18 protein-coding genes are annotated in these 19,368 nt (G+C 46.9%); 9 read left to right on the forward strand and 9 right to left on the reverse strand.

Features of this window, described 5'->3' with window-relative positions:
* Positions 1 to 121: 121 nt before the first annotated feature.
* From NST58_RS27015 to nagA, 8 genes are all read left to right on the forward strand, one after another.
* The gene (locus tag NST58_RS27015; protein ID WP_169744806.1) at positions 122 to 289 is read left to right on the forward strand and encodes a hypothetical protein; all 168 of its coding nucleotides are present in this window, start codon (positions 122 to 124) and stop codon (positions 287 to 289) included.
* Positions 290 to 1,255: 966 nt separating this feature from the next.
* Complete coding sequence (gene efeO / locus NST58_RS27020) at positions 1,256 to 2,143, forward strand: iron uptake system protein EfeO (RefSeq protein ID WP_076305600.1); 888 nt, start codon at positions 1,256 to 1,258, stop codon at positions 2,141 to 2,143.
* Positions 2,144 to 2,148: 5 nt separating this feature from the next.
* Positions 2,149 to 3,486, forward strand: a complete 1,338-nt coding sequence (efeB, locus tag NST58_RS27025; protein WP_076305601.1) for an iron uptake transporter deferrochelatase/peroxidase subunit — start codon at positions 2,149 to 2,151, stop codon at positions 3,484 to 3,486.
* Between the two features lie 238 nt (positions 3,487 to 3,724).
* A complete protein-coding gene (locus tag NST58_RS27030) occupies positions 3,725 to 5,329 on the forward strand; it encodes an FTR1 family protein (RefSeq protein WP_339244788.1) in 1,605 nt (534 codons plus the stop codon).
* A gap of 194 nt (positions 5,330 to 5,523) precedes the next feature.
* Positions 5,524 to 6,504, forward strand: coding sequence for a LacI family DNA-binding transcriptional regulator (locus NST58_RS27035; protein ID WP_076187186.1), 981 nt, complete (start codon positions 5,524 to 5,526; stop codon positions 6,502 to 6,504).
* A 229-nt stretch (positions 6,505 to 6,733) separates the two neighbouring features.
* Entirely contained in the window at positions 6,734 to 7,612 is an 879-nt protein-coding gene (locus NST58_RS27040) for a MurR/RpiR family transcriptional regulator (protein WP_036679688.1), read from the forward strand.
* Positions 7,612 to 8,340 (forward strand): glucosamine-6-phosphate deaminase, encoded by a 729-nt coding sequence (gene nagB, locus NST58_RS27045; protein ID WP_076130421.1) that lies wholly within the window; start codon positions 7,612 to 7,614, stop codon positions 8,338 to 8,340. Before NST58_RS27040 ends, nagB begins: the two co-directional genes overlap by 1 nt.
* Positions 8,328 to 9,512 carry an N-acetylglucosamine-6-phosphate deacetylase gene (gene nagA / locus NST58_RS27050; protein WP_076130422.1) on the forward strand — a complete coding sequence of 395 codons (1,185 nt, stop codon included), beginning with the start codon at positions 8,328 to 8,330 and terminating at the stop codon, positions 9,510 to 9,512. The genes nagB and nagA overlap by 13 nt, the downstream gene beginning before the upstream one ends.
* Positions 9,513 to 9,593: 81 nt before the next feature.
* Here the strand turns inward: nagA and NST58_RS27055 are convergent, their stop codons facing one another.
* Positions 9,594 to 10,619: a YhcN/YlaJ family sporulation lipoprotein gene (locus NST58_RS27055; RefSeq protein ID WP_076280487.1), complete on the reverse strand. Its 1,026-nt coding sequence runs from the start codon at positions 10,617 to 10,619 to the stop codon at positions 9,594 to 9,596.
* Between the two features lie 201 nt (positions 10,620 to 10,820).
* Between NST58_RS27055 and NST58_RS27060 the strand changes: the two genes are divergently transcribed.
* Positions 10,821 to 11,888 (forward strand): glycosyltransferase family 4 protein, encoded by a 1,068-nt coding sequence (locus NST58_RS27060; protein ID WP_076130424.1) that lies wholly within the window; start codon positions 10,821 to 10,823, stop codon positions 11,886 to 11,888.
* A 73-nt stretch (positions 11,889 to 11,961) separates the two neighbouring features.
* Here the strand turns inward: NST58_RS27060 and NST58_RS27065 are convergent, their stop codons facing one another.
* Genes NST58_RS27065 through wecB form a run of 8 tightly spaced genes read right to left on the reverse strand, consistent with a single transcriptional unit; the run spans position 11,962 to position 18,923 of the window.
* Positions 11,962 to 13,002, reverse strand: a complete 1,041-nt coding sequence (locus tag NST58_RS27065; RefSeq protein WP_339169615.1) for a glycosyltransferase family 4 protein — start codon at positions 13,000 to 13,002, stop codon at positions 11,962 to 11,964.
* The gene (locus tag NST58_RS27070) at positions 12,999 to 13,721 is read right to left on the reverse strand and encodes a glycosyltransferase (protein WP_339244792.1); all 723 of its coding nucleotides are present in this window, start codon (positions 13,719 to 13,721) and stop codon (positions 12,999 to 13,001) included. The genes NST58_RS27065 and NST58_RS27070 overlap by 4 nt, the downstream gene beginning before the upstream one ends.
* Before the next feature lie 33 nt (positions 13,722 to 13,754).
* Complete coding sequence (locus NST58_RS27075; protein ID WP_076141519.1) at positions 13,755 to 14,330, reverse strand: class I SAM-dependent methyltransferase; 576 nt, start codon at positions 14,328 to 14,330, stop codon at positions 13,755 to 13,757.
* 5 nt (positions 14,331 to 14,335) lie between these two features.
* Positions 14,336 to 15,052 (reverse strand): glycosyltransferase, encoded by a 717-nt coding sequence (locus tag NST58_RS27080; RefSeq protein ID WP_076130428.1) that lies wholly within the window; start codon positions 15,050 to 15,052, stop codon positions 14,336 to 14,338.
* Positions 15,049 to 16,020 carry an NAD-dependent epimerase/dehydratase family protein gene (locus tag NST58_RS27085; RefSeq protein ID WP_339244794.1) on the reverse strand — a complete coding sequence of 324 codons (972 nt, stop codon included), beginning with the start codon at positions 16,018 to 16,020 and terminating at the stop codon, positions 15,049 to 15,051. The genes NST58_RS27080 and NST58_RS27085 overlap by 4 nt, the downstream gene beginning before the upstream one ends.
* Positions 16,017 to 16,856: an SDR family oxidoreductase gene (locus tag NST58_RS27090; RefSeq protein ID WP_076305607.1), complete on the reverse strand. Its 840-nt coding sequence runs from the start codon at positions 16,854 to 16,856 to the stop codon at positions 16,017 to 16,019. Before NST58_RS27090 ends, NST58_RS27085 begins: the two co-directional genes overlap by 4 nt.
* The gene (locus NST58_RS27095) at positions 16,853 to 17,839 is read right to left on the reverse strand and encodes a polysaccharide biosynthesis protein (protein WP_036679704.1); all 987 of its coding nucleotides are present in this window, start codon (positions 17,837 to 17,839) and stop codon (positions 16,853 to 16,855) included. Before NST58_RS27095 ends, NST58_RS27090 begins: the two co-directional genes overlap by 4 nt.
* Positions 17,829 to 18,923 carry a UDP-N-acetylglucosamine 2-epimerase (non-hydrolyzing) gene (gene wecB, locus NST58_RS27100; RefSeq protein ID WP_076103696.1) on the reverse strand — a complete coding sequence of 365 codons (1,095 nt, stop codon included), beginning with the start codon at positions 18,921 to 18,923 and terminating at the stop codon, positions 17,829 to 17,831. The genes NST58_RS27095 and wecB overlap by 11 nt, the downstream gene beginning before the upstream one ends.
* Between the last annotated feature and the right edge of the window lie 445 nt (positions 18,924 to 19,368).

Raw genomic sequence — 19,368 nt, forward strand, 5'->3', positions numbered from 1 at the left:
GTCACAATTATAAAATGGGCTTAGTTCATTCAAATGCAAAAGCCTGAAATTTTCATGAATAAGAACATCTTTTTTTAGGGCAAACTACGGTTTGTTGTTCCTTATTAAAGGAGGTGTATGTATGAGCCATTCAAAAAACAATCAACCTACCAAAGCAGAAGTACAAACAACGAAATTAAACAAATTACCACTCGTAGGTAAATTCGAACCTGAATTTTCTGCAGAGGAAGCTGCAGAAGTGTTCGAAAACCAACCCTCTGCAGATCATGAATCCCATAATGAACGATAAAAAGCGGATGACGCTTTGATCTTATTCTTAAGCAGATCAAACCTTCAAAGAATGGAACTGTCACATTAACAGCTTAATTAACTATAAATGAGACGGTTCCCTTCATTTAAACATCGTAAACGACTTAGAGCAGCGATTCGCCATTAATGGGAATCGCTGCTTTATGTTGTAGGCTGTTGGCTGCCCACTCCAATAGTGTATTCACCAGCCCCAACTGAGGCTTTCGGACCCAGATGGCGTTATTAACAAATTTATCGCCTTTTGAGCGAAGTTTCGGACTCCAGTGACGCTATTCCTTAGAAACAGGCTCATATAGGGTACTTTTCAAACCAATAGCGACTATGCGGTCCGATAGCGACTCAAATATCGAATAATGCTGCATTTAGTGTCATCTGGGTCCTTTAGTTACTGCGTATGCGCAAAAGTTTGCTGGGGCGGTTACTGCTGCGTGCACGCAATGGTTCGCCAGGTCGGCTACCCGCTTCAATAGTGTATTCAACGCCCCTACTGAGGCTTTCGGACCCAGATGGCGTTATTAACAAATTTATCGCCTTTTGAGCGAAGTTTCGGACTCCAGTGACGCTATTCCTTAGAAACAAGCTCATATAGGGTACTTTCTAAGCCAATAGCGACTATGCGGTCCGATAGCGGCTCAAATATCGAATAATGCTGCATTTAGTGTCATCTGGGTCCTTTAGTTACTGCGTATGCGCAAAGATCAAAATATCGGTTACTGCTGCGTTCACGTAAAGCTTTGCTGGCGCGGTTACTATTCTGCTTTTTTAATTGTAATCGGATACATTGCTACAAACTATACTCCCAACCCTGGGAGTTTTTTGTCGTGCAATTATTACAATGAGATACATCACATTTTTATATTGACAGTAATTGTATACGGACTTATGATAAGTCCAGCATAATTGATAACGATTATCATTTAGATATAAAAAAAGGGGTGTTTTTTTAATGAAATTTACTTATGCTGTGCCTGCAAGTCTACTTGCGGCCTCCATACTGTTCACTGGATGTGCCAATAACAACAACTCTACAAATACTGCTGCCAACAGCACTACAGCCACCAACGCACCGACGACTGCAGCAGCTACCAACACACCGGAGACTGCCACCGCTGACTTCACGTCAGCTATAGATCAATATCGCACATACGTCATCCAGCAATGTGATGAATTTGTGAAGCAAACAGAGAGTTTCACCAACGCTGTAAAAGAGGACAAGATTGATGAGGCTAAGGCGCTCTATGCTCCTGCCCGCATGTATTATGAACGGATTGAGCCTATTGCAGAAGCCCTTGGTGACTTGGACCCAAATATCGATGCCCGGGAAAATGATGTAGATGCGGCAGATTGGCGCGGTTTCCACAAGCTTGAGAAAGCACTCTGGCAGGACAATACAACTAAAGACATGACAGAAGTTGCTGACCAATTGCTGAAGGATGCACAGCTGCTGCGTGCGAAAGTGGAGACCGTTGAGATCGACGCGAATCTGCTCGTAACTGGTGCTGTTGAGCTGTTAAATGAGGTCTCCTCCTCCAAAGTAACCGGAGAGGAAGAACGTTACTCGCACACAGACCTGTATGATTTCGTCGCAAACGTTGAGGGTGCGCAAAAGATATACGAGCTGTTAAAACCAGAACTAGCTAAAAAAGATGCCGATCTTGAAAAAACCATTGGTGAGCGATTCGCTGCCTTGCAAGCTGAGCTTGCCCCTTTCAAATCCGGAGATGGATATGTTTCCTATGAAGAGCTGAAAGAAGATGAAGTACGTAAACTGAGTCAGAATTTGGACGCCTTGGCTGAGCCATTGTCCAACATGGGAACTATTCTAGGAGTGTGACCCTCATGAATAAACATAACAAGTTCACTGGAGTACCAGGTAATCCTGAAAGTCCCCCTCTTAATGATCAATCGAAGAATGAGCCTATATTTGGTAAAAAATTAAGCCGCCGCGATATGCTGCGGCTTACTGGCGCCACTGGCCTTGGTCTTTTGTTAGGGGGCGGAGGTGTCGGTGGAATTATGGCTGCGCGTAATGCTGTAGCTGAGCCAACGAAATCCGCAGAAGGTGATTCCAGTTCCATTCCTTTTTATGGGAGCCATCAGGCAGGGATTTTGACACCTGCACAGAACTTTATTTATTTTGCTGCCTTTGATTTCACCACAACCAAACTGGCCGATGTGAAAAAACTAATGCAAGCATGGACCACTGCCGCTGCCGCTCTTACTACTGGCGAGCTTATTGGTGACGTAAATGACAACCCCAATCTTCCACCCTCAGACACCGGGGAAGCGGACGGGCTAAACCCTGCACGGTGTACGCTGACCTTTGGTGTTGGCCCTTCCTTTTTTGATGAAAGATTCGGCTTAGCTTCGAAACGCCCAGCCCTATTGACCGATCTTCCGGCATTTGCGGGTGACAATCTTGATCCGAAATGGTGTGGCGGGGATATTTGTGTGCAAGCCTGTGCGGATGATCTGCAGGTCGCATTCCATGCGATCCGTAATCTGGCGCGTATCGCCCGGGGGACTGCTGTACTGCGCTGGACACAGGAAGGTTTTCAACGCACTGGAGCAGCGGATCCCAAGGGGGCTACGCCACGCAATCTTTTGGGTTTCAAAGACGGCACGGGCAATCCCGATACAACCGATAACGCTGAAATGAACAAAGTGGTCTGGAACAGCAGCAGTGACGGTCCTTCTTGGATGAGCGGCGGCACTTATATGGCGGTACGCCGGGTACGTCTGCGTATTGAAGTCTGGGATCGGTCGTCGCTAAGTGATCAGGAGGCTACCTTCGGGCGTTATCGTCACACCGGAGCTCCACTCGGAGCTAAGGATGAATTCGATGATCTGGATCTTTCAGCTGCGGACGCTTCCGGGAAACCTGTCATTCCGGTGAATTCACATTCCGCATTGGCGCATGGTGACGGTACAGTCAAAATGCTGCGCCGCTCCTATTCTTTTTCCAGCGGTTTGGACGTTACCACGGGCCAGCTTGATGCAGGTTTGTTATTCATTAGCTTTCAACGTGATTTAATGAAACAATTCGTTGCCATTCAGCAGCGCCTCTCTAAGACTGATCTTTTGAACGAATATATGACTCACACCGGCAGCGCTGTATTTGCCTGCTTCCCCGGTGTCCGCAGAGGCGGCTTTATCGGGGAAACACTACTAAGCTAAATTTATGGCTGTCCATTATTGAAGGGGGATTATCCCGATGTTATCTCTTACGCATCCTAAACGGCAAATGCCAAAGGTTGCCTTGCTGATTCTGTTTGGCTTTTTGTGTATGCTTTTGCTCTCCAGCCCCGCGGGGGCGGAGGGCGATGGCACGGTCGACGAGCTCCTGCCGCCGGTCGGCAGCGCACTCGTCGAAGCCGGCCAGAGCCGCTGGGACGCGGCCGCGGCCGATGTAGAAGTGTTCGCTGCGCTGTGGCGCACCGCGAACACAGGCACGCCGGACCCGGCACTCGCCGGTCCGGCTGCTGCCGTTGACGCCGCGCTTGCAGACGCGGCGAAAGCCCTTGCGGCGGGCGGCGGCGAGCCCGCCAAAACCGCACTGTCCACGCTCGCGAGAAGCGTGGACGCGTACGTCACCGCCGCCTCCGGCACGGTCGGCGGTGACACCGGAGCCGCCGGACGCGAGACGGCGGCGAAGCTTTTGCCCGCGGCGGAACGCACGCGGGATGCGGCGCGCAGCGCCGACTGGAGCGCGGTAGCGGCAGCGTACCGCGACATCGTCAGCGGATGGAAGCCGGCGGAGCGCAACATCCGGGCGGACGATTCCACCGTCTACAGCCTGCTGGAGACGCGAATAAGCCTGCTGCGGATTGCGCTGCAGGCTGAACCGCTTCGCGAGGCATCGGCGAAATCGGAAGCAGAAGCTCTGTATCAACTGCTGGCTGATTACAGTGAAGGCAAAACCATTGACGCTGGGGATACTTCCAGTGAACCAGCTTCTATAGAGGGATTAATCAGCTACCTGAACAAAGCATCCTCCGCTGCCAAAGACAATAACAGCACAGAAGCGGCTAACATCATGGAGCAATTCATCGTAGCCTGGCCTTCTGCCGAAGGGCAAGTCCAGATCGCCTCACCAACAGTCTACAACAATATCGAAAATGAGAGTGCGGCTGTCACAGGTTACCTGCTCTCAAATCCGCCTAAACTGGATCAAGCTTTAACCATCATGAACAATATGCTTAGCGAACTAACGCCTTTGGCTGGTGAAACCACTTATAATGCTTGGGATGCCGCTTTGATTCTCTTGCGCGAAGGGCTTGAGGCTATTCTCGTCTTGTCAGCTCTTCTTGCTTACCTGAAACGTGATGGGAACGCCAAAGCGCAAAAATGGATCTGGTCCGGTGCAGCTGCCGGCCTCATCGCAAGTATCGGATTGGCTGTTGTGCTCACTTATACCATTTCTCGGGCAGCTTCCGGGGGAGCACGGGAGATGATTGAAGGAATTACTGGTCTTGTCGCAGTAGTTATGATGCTCACAATCGGACGCTGGTTACATAGCAAATCAAACACTGCAAATTGGAACAACTACGTGGGTAGGCAAGTTGATGGCGCGCTGGCCAAAGGAAACCTTTGGTCACTGTCCTCCGTTGCAGCGCTTGCTATTTTACGTGAAGGTGCAGAAACTACAATTTTTTATGTGGGCATGGCTCCATCCATCAAGCTGTCTCAATTACTGCTTGGGATTGGATGTGCTCTGATTATTCTTGGTATTGTAGGTTATGCAATTATTGCCTTGAGTGCAAAATTACCGATTGCCGCCTTCTTCCGTACAGCTACAATTCTGATTTATTACCTAGTATTCCGCTTTCTTGGGGAGAGCATTCACTCGCTTCAGGTTGCCGGCAAACTTCCTGCACATGTACAAGAGGGCTTGCCTTCAATTAACTGGCTTGGCATGTATCCCACTTGGGAAACCTTGCTTCCACAGCTGCTTGTCTTGTTGTTTATTGTGTGGGAGCTGTTTCGGAACAGATCGCCAAAGGCTTCACGAACAGCTTAGTTTTAATACAATAGATATACCGGTCCGTCACGCCCTTGTGGTTACGCCGGTTTAGTCCGGTAATCTCTTGCATTTACAGTCTAATTTATGAAATGGATTCCATAGCAAGCTTTTTATTTGGGAGGTAATTTGCGGACAATATGATAAAATAAAATGACTATACACAAGCACAAAAGGGAGGCTGTTGTACTCTAATGGCTAATATTAAAGAAATTGCCCGTATGGCTGGTGTTTCTGTGACAACAGTCTCGCGGGTGCTCAATAATCACCCTTATGTAAGTGAAGTCAAACGAACCGCAGTCCTAAAAACTATTGAAAAATTAAACTACACGCGTAATATGAACGCCGTGCATCTGATCACTGGGCGGACTCAAGCTATAGCTGTTATTATTCCGTATACCAACTTATTTTATTTCTCAGTCATTATTGCAGGCTTGGCTCAAGAAGCACTGCTGGCTCAATACCGGCTCGTTCTCTGCCAAACCGATTATCGTACGGAAGAAGAAATTAAGGTGCTTGAGATGCTGCGGAACAAAGAAATTGACGGTGTAGTTATGGTCTCTTCAACAATGAGCTCAGAAGCTATTGAAGAATATACAGCTTATGGTCCTATTGTGGTATGTCAGGATAGGGGAGAACGCCAATTTTCTTCTGTATATATTGAGCATTATTCTGCTTTTCGCAGTGGCCTTCAATATTTGAATGATAAAGGTTACCGCCATATTGGCTACTGTGAAGGAAGACCACACGGCAGCAGCAGCTCTATCCGCCAAATTGCCTTTAGAGACTTTCTAGAAGCTACAGATCAGCCTTACAATGATGAATGGATGATCTATAACTGTCTGACCGAAGAGGACGGTGCCCGCGTACTTCACCAACTGCTGCAGATGAAGAATCGTCCTGATGCCCTGATTATTTCAGCAGGCGATCATATAGCGGCTGGTTTAATCATCGAAGCTTGGAAAAAGGATATCCACATTCCTGAAGATTTGGCCGTCATTGGATTTGATGATCAGCCTATCGGCCGAACGTTAGGTCTGACCACAGTAGATAATCAGTTAACTGAAATGGGCATATCCGCTTTTCGGATTATCTATGATCAGATCCAGCGAAATGATGGACAACCCGTCCACCGCAAGCTTGAGTACCGTATTATAGAACGCAATACAGTATAGTATCCTTTTCATCTTATATCTCCGTAATTACATCATTTTAACGGTCCACTTTGCAGCCTTCTGCGAGTAGACCGTTTTTTATTTTTGCATATTCCCCTTTAGTATTCATTTTTATCCCTTGCTTCCGAATGGAATTTGTTTTATCCTAAATATGAAAATAATTTTCTGAATTTAGTTAATAATCATAAAAATAATTTCAATACCCCATTGAAACGAGGTGGATGAATGGATGTCCCCAATACTGCATGCACTCGAGCATGAGAAGGCCAAGCTCTCTCAAATGGAACGAAAGCTGGCTGAACGAATTCTCTCCTCACCAGGCGAAATCGTTCATATGGGCATTACAGAATTAGCAGAACAATGCGGAATAAGCCCGGCAACGATCACACGTTTCTGTAAGGTGCTTCATTTTAAAGGCTTTCCGGATTTCAAGGTGAAGCTGGCAGCAGAAATTGCTCATAGTGATGCCGCGCCGCAGGATGGTGGCTCTTCTTATCAAGATATTGTAGCCGGCAACCCACTCTCCGTGATTGTGGAAGCGATGCAGACGAACCATCTGACCTCCATCCGGGATACTACCTCACTGTTAGATCTGGAGCGATTGCAGGCAGCAGTTAATTTATTGTGCCAAGCACGCCGCGTTGATCTATACGGGATGGCGACCTCTTCCATTGTCGCTCAGGATTTCTATCAGAAGCTGATCCGCATAGGCGTAAATTGTACTGCTTTTGCTGATTCCCATATGCAGATTACCTCTGCTTCATCACTCTCCGAAGGTGATGTCGTATTTGCAGTATCCTATTCGGGAGAGACTCCCGAGACCATTGATGCCTTGATGTGTGCGAAGGCTAGCGGAGCAAGCACTATCGCGCTAACCTCTTATGGCAGCAGCACCTTGGCTACTCTGGCGGATATCCCCCTATTCTCCTCATCTTTGGAGAAAGGCATGCGCCGGGGAGACATGGCCTCACGCATAGCTCAGCTTCACATCATTGATATTTTGTTCACTGGAATGGTCAGCACCCGTTTTGGGGATTTTATTCCTAGACTGGAGCAATCTTATCTCAATGTCCAACAATACCGAAACAAACGAGGAGGACAATCCTAATGAATATTCTAAAGTTCCATAGTGATGAAGATTTCGTACAAACGGGTGCGAATCTTATCGCCAGCCTGCTGCAAAGCAATCCTAAAGCCGTGCTCGGTCTTGCGACTGGAAGCTCCCCTGTTGGGGTTTATGCCAAATTGGTTGAAATGCACCAAAAAGGACTTGTGAGTTTCTCTAAAGCAACTTCCTTTAATCTGGATGAGTATATCGGCTTGCCTGTCGACCATCCACAGAGCTATCGCAGTTTCATGAACGAGCAATTATTTAACCATATAGATATTGATCCAGGACAGACACATATCCCTAACGGAAACGCAGCGGATATGGAAGCAGAATGCCTTGCATACGATAAAATGCTGGAAGAAAACGGACCCGTTGACTTGCAGATTCTCGGTATTGGCAGCAACGGCCACATTGGATTCAACGAACCCGATGCTAACCTCAGCAGCAAAACCCATGTCGTCGACCTGCTTGAAGATACCCGGGAAGCAAATGCTAGATTCTTTGACAGTTTGGATGAGGTCCCTCGGCAAGCGATCACAATGGGCATTGGAGGCATCCTAAAAGCACGCCAAATCCTCTTATTAGTTCGTGGTGCCGGCAAAGCTGAAGCCATCCGCAATGCTGTTGAAGGCCCGATTACAACCCAATGCCCTGCATCTTTGCTGCAGAGCCATCCAAATGTAATCGTTCTCGTAGATGAAGGAGCAGGCAAATGGCTGAAATAAATAAAGAACTAGAACAGTTGCTGTTCGGTAAGGTACTGACTCCCCAAGGTTTAATTGAGCACGGTGTGATTGCCGTATCTGGAGAGCAGATCCACTATGCTGGCGATGCGGCTTGGCTTCCAGAGCGTTACGCGCATTGGCCTGCCAGTGGTCAAGCAACGGATCTTCTGATCCCCGGATTTGTAGATGTACATGTTCATGGTGGAGCTGGCCACGACTTTATGTACAGTGATACTGAATCGCTTAATGCCATCACTAAGTTCCATAGTTCCCAAGGAACAACAACAATGCTGGCTACAACCATGACCGCTTCCAAGTCTGCTATTGACCAAGTATTCTCCGAAGTCAGCGCTTATCGCGCTGCTGAAATGCCTTACACACAAATCGCAGGCATGCATTTGGAAGGACCTTTCATTAGCCCGAAATGGTCCGGCGCACAAAATCCAGAGCATATTGTTCCTGCCAATATTGAGTGGCTAGCACAATGGGAGAACGATTATCCAGGAATGATCCGGCAAGTCACGCTTGCTCCGGAACGTGAAGGTGCCCTCGAAGCTATTCTCTGGCTGCGCAAGCACGGTATAACTGCAGCGCTCGGGCATACGGATGCCTCCTTTGAAGAGGTTATTGCCGCAGCAGATGCTGGACTTAACCAAGCCGTGCATATGTTCAATGCGATGACACCCCTACATCACCGTAAGCCTGGAGCGGCTGGAGCTATTTTGTTCGATAAGCGCATTCGCGCAGAGATTATAGCCGACGGGATTCATGTTCATCCCGCAGCCATTTCTATATTGACCCGTCTCAAGAAAGAGAACAATTTATTACTGATTACTGATGCCATGTCTGCAACTGGACTTAGTGATGGTGAATATACAATCGGTGATTTACCTGTACTCGTTCAAGATGGCATCGCTACCCTTAAAGATAATCCCGCTGCTCTAGCTGGAAGCACACTAACGATGATTCGCGGCTTCCGTTATCTGATCCAAGAGGTAGGACTCACCTTGGAAGAGGCCTCCCGCGCTGCAAGCCTTACGCCAGCGGCGTCCATTGGAATGGAACGAAGCATTGGCTCCTTGGAGGCTGGAAAACGCGGCGATATCCTACGCCTTGATGCTGAATTTAATATTCGCGGCGTATGGATCGGCGGACGTCCAATCACCACTTAATAAAATTAGCTCCAAACAAAAAAGCAACAATTCTCTCCAGATGGTGAGATTGTTGCTTTTTTATTTAGATCACAAAAATCATTAATAATTACGAGTTGGGAAAATTCGTTCAACCATGGTGCGGAATTCATCCACAAACCCTTTTATTGGATGACCGGCACGAGCCTCTTCAGCATAAACATTGGCGCGTTCCACGAAGTCAGGATTTGCTGATACGTATACATCCTTAATTCTCGCATCATGTTTTTTAACTTCTGCAGCAATTTTATCTTTAATTGCTTTGGTAACTGTTTCTGTTTCTCTTGTATTTATGGTGTTATTTGTGTTATTCGTGCTATTGGTGTTATACATATGCGTCGAATTACTTCTGTAATTCGTATCATGGGTACTAGGAGTGGTACTGCGCATGCCCATTCCCATTCCAGTTCCCATACCTTTTCCTATCCCCATATCTACATCATGTTTCGAGCCATTGCTGTTCAGCAGAGGACCATTATTATAAGTATGGTTTCTTGTCGTACCTGTACCTGTTCCTGTTCCTGTCCCCAACATACCCGCTCCCAAATTACCCATGCCATTGATTCCATTTCTAGTTGCCGGTCCAGTACTTGTTGTACCAGGAACTGTATTTACAGTACCTTTTAAGGCTCCGTTCATACCATTGGTTACGGCTCCAGTATCATTCATTCCATCACGGCCAATTTTCACTCTTCCTGTACCAGACATTACGCCAGTCGGTCCGTAATTGTGAGGAGTGGTTGAGGATTTTGCCCGATACGATGGAGTCCCTTTGGCACGCAGGCCAGCAGTTGCATCATTTAAAGTTACTGCTACATACGCGCTTTTTCCTGCAAGCATTACATTCGCTGAGCGGACTTCAGGCATTGCAGCAATCCGGTCTGCAAGCTCCTGACTAACTTCCATCTTAGTGATGTTATGCGTGCCACCGCGTACGGAATTCACACCAATACGCCCATCATTTACTCCCCGGACACTATTGGTTTGCACATTCGATTTTTCTGCCGTATTGGTTCCACACCCTGTAATACTCACCAAGCCGAGAAGCAATGCAGCTGAGACTGACATACTGATCTTGGATCGCAACATGAATTCATCCTCCATCTCTAATGTTGTATGTGTGCAGTGTACGATCGTTAGGATGACCTTCTGAAGAACAAGCTATCCTGAAAGGATTTGGAACTATGCCGCTTTGACCGTCACCCGCGAGTGCAGATTGGCGTATCTTATAAACAGTAAGCCATATCTCAACAAGTCGGTATTACTCCGCAAAAGTCAGGAGGCTTGTGCATGAAAGTTCTATTTACGTTTTATGTACCGAGTGGCGGGGTGGAGACATTAAATAAGCTGCGATGTGAAAGTCTCCAGCGAAATGGGATCGAATGCCATGTTTTATATCTAATGCCGGGTTCAGGCCAGAATACGACCAATTTTCCGGTATTTGTCTCATCTTCAGATGAAGAAATTAAAAATTTGCTGGAGACCCATAATTACGATGCCATTATTGTTACATCTGATTATTTATTACTGAAACGTCTGCGTGAACTCGGTTACCGCGGTATTATGATATACGAATCTCAAGGCCTTGGAAAACGCAGTCATGCGGAAACTCTGATCAGAGATGCCGTCCCTTATTTACGTTCTTATTGTAATGCGGTACTAATCCCGCCAACCGATCATTTATTGGAGCTGTTTATTGAAATCTGTCCCTGGCTGCATCGTTATGTAATTCCGAATATTGTTGATGTCCAGTCCTTTCAGCATATCCCTGCTGAACCTCCCGCTAATCCGGTTATCGCTTGGGTAGGCCGGCTAGAGAGCAATAAAAATTGGCGGGAATATTTGAGAATCGCCCATGATATTCGCCTTTATAAACCAGATATTCATTTGTGGATGTTCCATGATCCTAATTTAGCCGCAGAGGATCAGAAACAATCCTTTCAGGAGGAGCTACACGCCCTAGGGCTGAATGATCGTCTTAGTACTTTTACCAATATTCCTAATCATGTAATGCCGATTTATTATTCCTCGATCGCTAATTCTGGTGGATTCCTGTTAGCCACCTCCATTACAGAAGGATTTGGATATGCTGTTGCCGAAGCGATTTGCTGCACTTGTCCAGTACTTAGTACAGATTCCGATGGTGTCAGATCCTTTATTGTTCATAATGTCACGGGTAAATTTTACCCGCTTGGCAATATTCCAACTGCCGTCAACGAAGGACTGGAGCTTATGAACAATATTCCTCTGCGAGAGGGTCTCCGCCAGCAAGGAAGAGGATATATGGTCTCACGCTTCGGAACTGAGAAGTATGCGCAGTCTTTTCGTGAAATGATGAATTCCTATGCCATCTTCTAACCGAAATCATGCAAAAAAACCTTCAAGCCACTTCTCACGTGGTATTGAAGGTTTTTTATATTTTAGGGGTATATTATAAAGAGTTCCGCGATACGATCTCAAACAGCGCATTCTGAAACAATTGTGTGCTTTTTTCCCAAGTGAAACGTTGTGAATCCTGTTCACCCCTACGAGCAAGCCGCTGGCGCAAATCAGGGTCTTTGATCAAGGTTATGATATCATCCGCAAGCCGATTCTCAAACCGGTAGGACATTAAGCAGTTGTGGCCATGCCTGCCATATTCCATATTCCCACCGGAGTAAACAGTAACGAGTGCTGCTCCACAACGCATAGCCTCGATGCCTGGTAGCGATCCCGTATCATACGTACTTGAGCTTACAAAAATATCGCTCTCACTATAATGGTAACAAAGCTCAGTATCATTTGCTGGGGTTCTTATATGATATCGTTCATCCGTTAGTAAAGTTTGCAGTGTAGTCGATTCAGCAAATTCACCAGGTGGAATAATCAAATAAAGTTCAACTTCTGGATGCATTCTTCTGACCCGATTTAACTGTTCAAGCAAATAGTCTTGTTCACGATGGCCTGAGAATCCACCCTCTGGCTTTCGCATAACCGCGGAAACTACAAGCTTATTTTCAGGTTCACGAATGTTCAGGTTTCTAAAAACAGGATTCACACCAATGGGTACGATTGTCCCCTTAATCCCATGATTCTTCTGGACGATTTCTTGCTGCCAGCGGGAAAGTACGAGCAGATTGCTAGTTAAACTATAAGATGCAAAAGAGCGGCTATTGTCAGGTAAAAAAGTGGGCTCGTAGCAAAGTGCTAAGCGAATATGAATCCCTTTCCCCTCATTACTTGCCTGCTGCGATACCTCGACTGTGGTATAAAAGTTGGAGACAATCACGTCCCCCACTGGAAAATCATGGGCCGTTAATTCACCATCTGCCGCATAACGCAATTCACAATTCATCTCGTATTCAACGACACCATCGCTGGGTAGGAGGATCGTAATTTCATGACCGATTTCTGACAGACGATTAGCCAGTTCTGCCAGCATCCGTTGTGCTCCGCCCCTAGATAGAGTTAGAACAGGAAATATTAACTTCATTCCCCTCTCTCCTTTAGCAGCAGATGCGATAGAACCCCGTGATGTTTTGCTTGTACCAGTTCTATCTCTCTTTTCTGCGCCTCACTATAAATCACTGAGCCCATCTCTTGATGCACTCGATAATCAAGCTGCGGATACTCAATATAAGACCAGCTAAAATGCGGTAAAATACGCAGCCATAAATCATAGTCTTGAGTATATAACAACATTTCATCGAACGTTCCTACAGCACGAAATATATCCATATGAAGAAGAACTGTACTCCCATTCACCGGACAACCCAACATCATAGTCTCAATAAAATGGGCTCTGCTGCTAAAAAGCATACTTACCGTATCTGAGATCCGTTCTCCCTGCTCATTTATATAATAATAAGCTGTATAGTTAAACAAAGTACCCGTACTTTTGAGCTTTTCTATTTGCTTTTTGATTTTATCCGGGTGAAATTGATCATCTGCACTGAGCCAGGCAAAATACGTTCCGGTAGCCACTTCTATCCCTTTGTTCAAAGCAGAAGCCGTCCCTCCATTACTCTTTTGTATATAAATGATTCTGTCACGGAAGGGGGCCAACTTCTCCAGCCATAGGGTAGAACCGTCATCGACTACAATAAGTTCTATATTCGGATAGCTTTGATCCAAGACACTTTGGATGGCGAGATCCACATACGAACAGTTATAAAATGGGATGATCACCGATACTTTAGGTTCTTCACTCATACGCGCTCACCTCCTTCACCCGGAACTCAACTTTTATACTGTTTTACAAGCAAGCAGGGCATCTACTGGTGCATGGCCCTCCCCGAATGCTTCACGAAACGATGGGTTTTGGGCATGATGGAAACCTTTAAGTACCGTTACCTCATACCCAAGTGCAATAAAATCCTCCGGCTCCCATCCGCTCCGATGCTTTTGAAAATACTCTCCCTGCAAATGATAATGATCCATACCCTCCTGTGGAAAAAAGCCCCGAGGGGTAAATACAACTACTCGGTTATTGGCGATTCTTTCGGCCATCCCGAGCAGAGTCTTCGCTTCATTTTTATTAAAGTGCTCTATTGAATCAATAAAGGTAACCGCTGAAAATGTTTTGGGGAGGAATAATTTATCCATATGACTGGCATCTGCATGTACCGGAATAATATGAGGTGACTTATATTGACGATGCAGCAGGTACGGCCTGTGAATTTCTAATCCAAGCACTACTGCGGCTTCATATCGTTCAAGCAGGGTACCGGTGCCGCTGCCGATATCCAGAATACTCTGGCAGAATTTCAACTGTTCCAGTAAGACTGGCAGAAAGTCATTCACTTCAATTTCCCGGTACATTACCTTCAGCCCCCCATAGAAGAAATCAAGTGCTGCAGCGAATTCTTGTAGCGGGCATTGGTCGCAGCTGCCTCTGCCATAATTACATCAAAATATTTGATCGTTCCCATGCCCTCATGCGTCCGGTAAGCTGTGAGGGATTGATTCAACATCACCGGTGGATATCCGTTCAGAATGGCGCGGAACCATAAGTCATAATCATGGGTGTAAGGAAGTGATTCATCAAAAAGCCCGATGGCTCCAAATACCTCTCGTTTAAACATCACCGTACAGCCATTAATGGGATTACCGTGTAAAAAACAACGTAAGTAATCCAGGTGACTAGGAAACAATGGCGCAGCATTCAGCTGAACCAGCTGCGATTGAGCGTTAATATAATTAAAGTTGGTATAGGAGATTAACAAGTGGTTCTGCTCCATGAACAGAACCTGATTGTTGATCTTATCCCGATAAAATAAATCATCCGAGCTAAGCCAGACCACATAGTCACCCGTTGCATTCAATATGCCGTGATTCAGTGCGGAGGCGGTTCCCCCATTGCCTTTGCCCAAATAATGAATTCGGGAAAGATACGGTGTAATTAGATTGCTATGGGCATGCGAGCCGTCATCGACAACAATGATTTCGTAAGGTTCCCAAGACTGGGAGAACGCACTTTGCAGGGCGTGCTCAATATAAGGACAATTATAAAAAGGAATCACTACCGAAACCTTCGGTCTCATAACAACCTCCCCTCCCCGCTAACTCGGTAATAATTCAAAATATCCATTAACGATTGGTTAAGCCCAATTTCCGGAAGCCAGCCCAGTGAAGTCACATCAGCCTCAGGGGTTGATGCTTCTGAATGAACCTTCTTATCCGCTGTGGCTGCGATCTCTGAAATAGCCCGTTCAGCATCTGCAGGTCCCCAGTCCATTGGCACTGGACCTACAGAATGACTGAGCAACTGCTCCGCGATCTCCCCGAGTTCCCGCTGCTTCCCCGAATCGATGCGATAGATGGTTCCATTTGTACCTTTACGCAAAATGTAATCATAAGCTCTAACGGCATCTCTTACATCTAAAAAATCACGCAGCGCATAACGAGAAGAGAGCTTAAATGGAGGTATTTCCTCTTCTGGCTGGCCTTCACTTCGGACAATGTGCTGTGCTAATAAAGAGCAGAAGCCGGTGGAAGGACCGGGACCAATCAGATTACAGGGCTCAGCCAGCAGAACCGGCTGTTTAAATAAGGTGCCCCAAGCGAGGGACACCAGCTCTTCTATTGTTTTGCTAAGACTGTACGGGTGTGGTGGCCCAGCCACCACACCCGGTTTGAACTTAAGTCTGGAGCCTGCCACTAGAATCCGACTGCTCGGCAGGCTTCGCATGGCCTCCAGTAAATATAAGGTGGCCATCACATTGGTCTCCATATAAAGCAAGGGATTAAGCCATGACTCGGGTACGGAGTTCTTCCCAGCCAAATGAAGGACAGCGTCCGGTGCAGTTTGCTTGATCATCTCAGCTACTGCTTTCCGGTCACTTAAATCACAAACATAAATCTTTACTCCTTCTGGAAAAAGAGTGGAGGCAGCTGTCGATTGCGGCCGCAATACAGCGATAACCTCAGCCCCTCCTGCCGAAAATAATCGAACCGCATGTTGCCCGGTAAATCCACCGGCTCCGGTAATCAGAAGTCTTTGACCTGTCATAAATACATCTCTGACTGTTTCATCCAGTCAGCCAGTTCCTGCAGCATTAAAGGATATGAAGGCAGCGGCAAGAGGACATCCGCTCTTGTATTCACTAGTGTACGATCCTGAATATGTTCATCCTCAGGGATGATCTCCACATTTTCTTTATGAAAAGCCGCCTGAATATACTGAAGCAGCTCATATTTACTTACCGGCTCTGGATGCGCTAAATGGATCAGCCCCGATACAGGGGAATCCAGCATTACATCCACTGCTTTGGCTAATTGGAGCGTTGTGACCCCGTTCCACATCACCCGCCGGTATCCTGAAACTTTACCACTCTGCGCCAGGAACCAATCCATCAGACCAATACCGCCTGAGCGGATTTCGGGACCAATAATGGAAGTGCGAATCGTAAGATGCCCGGGTTTTTGCACCTCACCGAGACTTTTCGAAATTGCATATACAGAGGTTCCATCAGGAGCATCCTCTTCGGTGTACCCTCCGCGTGTTCCTTCGAACACGCAGTCGGTACTGATATGGATGAGCCTTGCCTGAACATCCTCCGCCTTTCGCCACAAGTGATGAGGGAGAAAGCCATTCACGTGGTAAGCCCCAATTTTGTCACGCTCCGCGAATTGATTGAGAACCCCCATTGCATTGATAATGCAATGAGGGGAAACGATATCGACCAGCTTCTCAACTCCGGCTATATCGTTCGCATCTACATACAGCCCGCCAAGATCGCTCTTATCCCGGGTTGTATGGAAGACGTGATGCTTGCCCTGGCGGCGAAAATAATCCGCCAGCATATGCCCCGCCATACCGTTTCCACCTAGGATAAGCAGCTTCATTGCAGGAACCCTCCCCGGATCAAGATGCTTTTGATCTCTTCCCGATCCATCAGATTCGTCTCTGAACTGAAGCTATTGAAAGAGACATGAGGATAAGCGCTATAATGTGCCTTTAATTCCGGCATGTTCAGCGTAGGGAGAATTACTAGATACTGTTCATCGTAGACAACGGTAGTTAAGCTTTCGAAATCGCTCATCAAAATCTCGTGGATTTTCTCCCCCGGACGAATCCCGGTCTCGACAATACTCACATTGGACTCTCCGGAAGCTTCAATCAGCACCTCAGCAAGATCGATAATTCGGCAGGTAGGCATAGTCATGACGAAGATTTCTCCACCCAAGCTAACCTCAGAAGCTTTAAATAATAACGTAATAGCATCGCGTAGGGTAAAAAAGAAGCGGGTCATTTTCATATCCGTAATGCGTACCTGACCCTTATCCTTAATCTGCTTCATGAACAAATGCACTACGCTGCCGTTCGTTCCGAGCACATTACCTCCGCGTACAGTAACGAACCGGGTGTTTGAGCCAATCAGATTGGCATAAACGAACAATTTTTCCCCGATCGCTTTGGTCATTCCATAGAAGTTGGATGGGTTCGCAGCCTTATCGGTAGAGATGTAAATTGCTTTCTCAACGCCATTTACAATGGCAGCTTCGATCACATTTTGAGTTCCCACTACATTGGTTTTGAGTGCTTCATAAGGCTGATCTTCACAGACTGGAACATGTTTGAGCGCCGCCAGATGAAAGATATAATCAACGCCACGGCAGGCTGCAATCAGCGCATCCTTGTCACGGATATCGCCAATGATAAAGCTGAGACGTTGATCTTCAAACTCCCGGCTCATCGCCACTTGAGCGGATTCACTGCGGGAGAATACGATGATTTCCTTAGGATTTTGTGGCAGAAGTTGCCTAATCAGCTCATGCCCCCAGGAACCAGTTCCGCCTGTGACCACAATCCTTTTATTATTGAACATGCAGGTTCCCTCCAAGCAAGAATTTAACTACCTTGACCGAAACATCCGGAGTCATGTATCCTTCCGGAGCCTCCCAATCCCGATTGAGCGCCGTCATCAGCTTGACGCTGCGCAGAATACTTTTCTGATCTACACCTGAGACTACATTGCTGCCACAATCCACTGTTTCTGGACGTTCCGTCGTTCTGCGAATCGTAACTGTTGGCACTTTCATCAAGCAGCATTCCTCCTGTACAGTCCCGCTGTCGGTGATGGCACATAAGGCGTGCTGTTCCAAATAGACAAAATCAAAAAATCCGAAAGGTTCATGAAATTCAACTAGTGGGTTCATTGGAAGGGAAAATTGCTCGGTAAGTTTGGAGCGAGTGCGAGGATGAATGCTGCATATTAAACGAATTCCAAAATGCTCAGCCACTGCGTTAAGACCCGACATAATTTGTACAAGGGACTCTGGATCATCTACATTCTCAGCACGGTGGGCCGTGACTAGGAAATACTGTCCTGAGGTAAGCTTCAGCTGTTCCAGAATGTCACTGGTCTGGATTTTGTGCTCAAAGTGGGTCATGACCTCATGGATCGGATTTCCTGTTAACACGATACGCCTGCTGGGGAAACCTTCGCTGATTAGATGTCTTTTGCTCTGCTGCGTATAAGGCATATTAATGGTCGAAACGGCGTCGATGACACGGCGGTTTTTTTCTTCTGGTACTTGGAGGTCATAACAGCGGTTGCCCGCTTCCATATGCACCACCGGAATTCCCATACGTTCAGCCAAAATCGCGCATAACGCGCTGTTCGTATCGCCCAGAAGCAAAACGCGATCTGGCTGTTCTTTTAGTAAAATGCTTTCTAACCCTCCGAACATGGCGGCAAGCTGGCCGCCTAGTCCTGCTTGTTTATCCTGCAGCACATAATCCGGTGCCCGCAGTCCCAGCTCAGCAAAGAAAATGCCGCTGAGACTGGCGGTGAAGTTCTGGCCTGTATGCACCAGGATGTGCCGCTCAGCATGTTCGTCGAGAAGCGGAATGATTACACTGAGGCGAATGATTTCAGGCCTCGTGCCTAAAATCGTCATGATCTTCATGAGTTCACTCCCCTGCCTGTTTAATTATGGTCTGACTTGGCTCAGTCAGCGGACTGTGCTCAGGTTGCTGGATTGAGCTCTTTTTGCGGGATTTATACCGCTCATTGCGCTCAGGTTGCTGGATTGAGCTCTTTTTGCGGGATTTATACCGCTCATTGGGCTCAGGTTGCTGGAATGAGCTCTTTTTGCGGGATTTATACCGTTCTTTGGGCTCTGGTTGCTGGAATGAGCTCATTTAGCGGGAAATGTACCGTTCATTTGGCTCTGGTTGCTGGATTGAGCTCATTTAGCGGGATTTATACCGTTCATTTGGCTCTGGTTGCTGGATTGAGATCAATAAGCGGGAATTATACCGCTCATTGGGCTCCGGTTGCTGGAATGAGCTCATTTAGCGGGATTTATACCGCTCATTGGGCTCCGGTTGCTGGAATGAGCTCAATGAAGG

Source organism: Paenibacillus sp. FSL R10-2796 (genome assembly GCF_037965315.1).
Classification (GTDB): domain Bacteria; phylum Bacillota; class Bacilli; order Paenibacillales; family Paenibacillaceae; genus Paenibacillus_AQ; species Paenibacillus_AQ odorifer.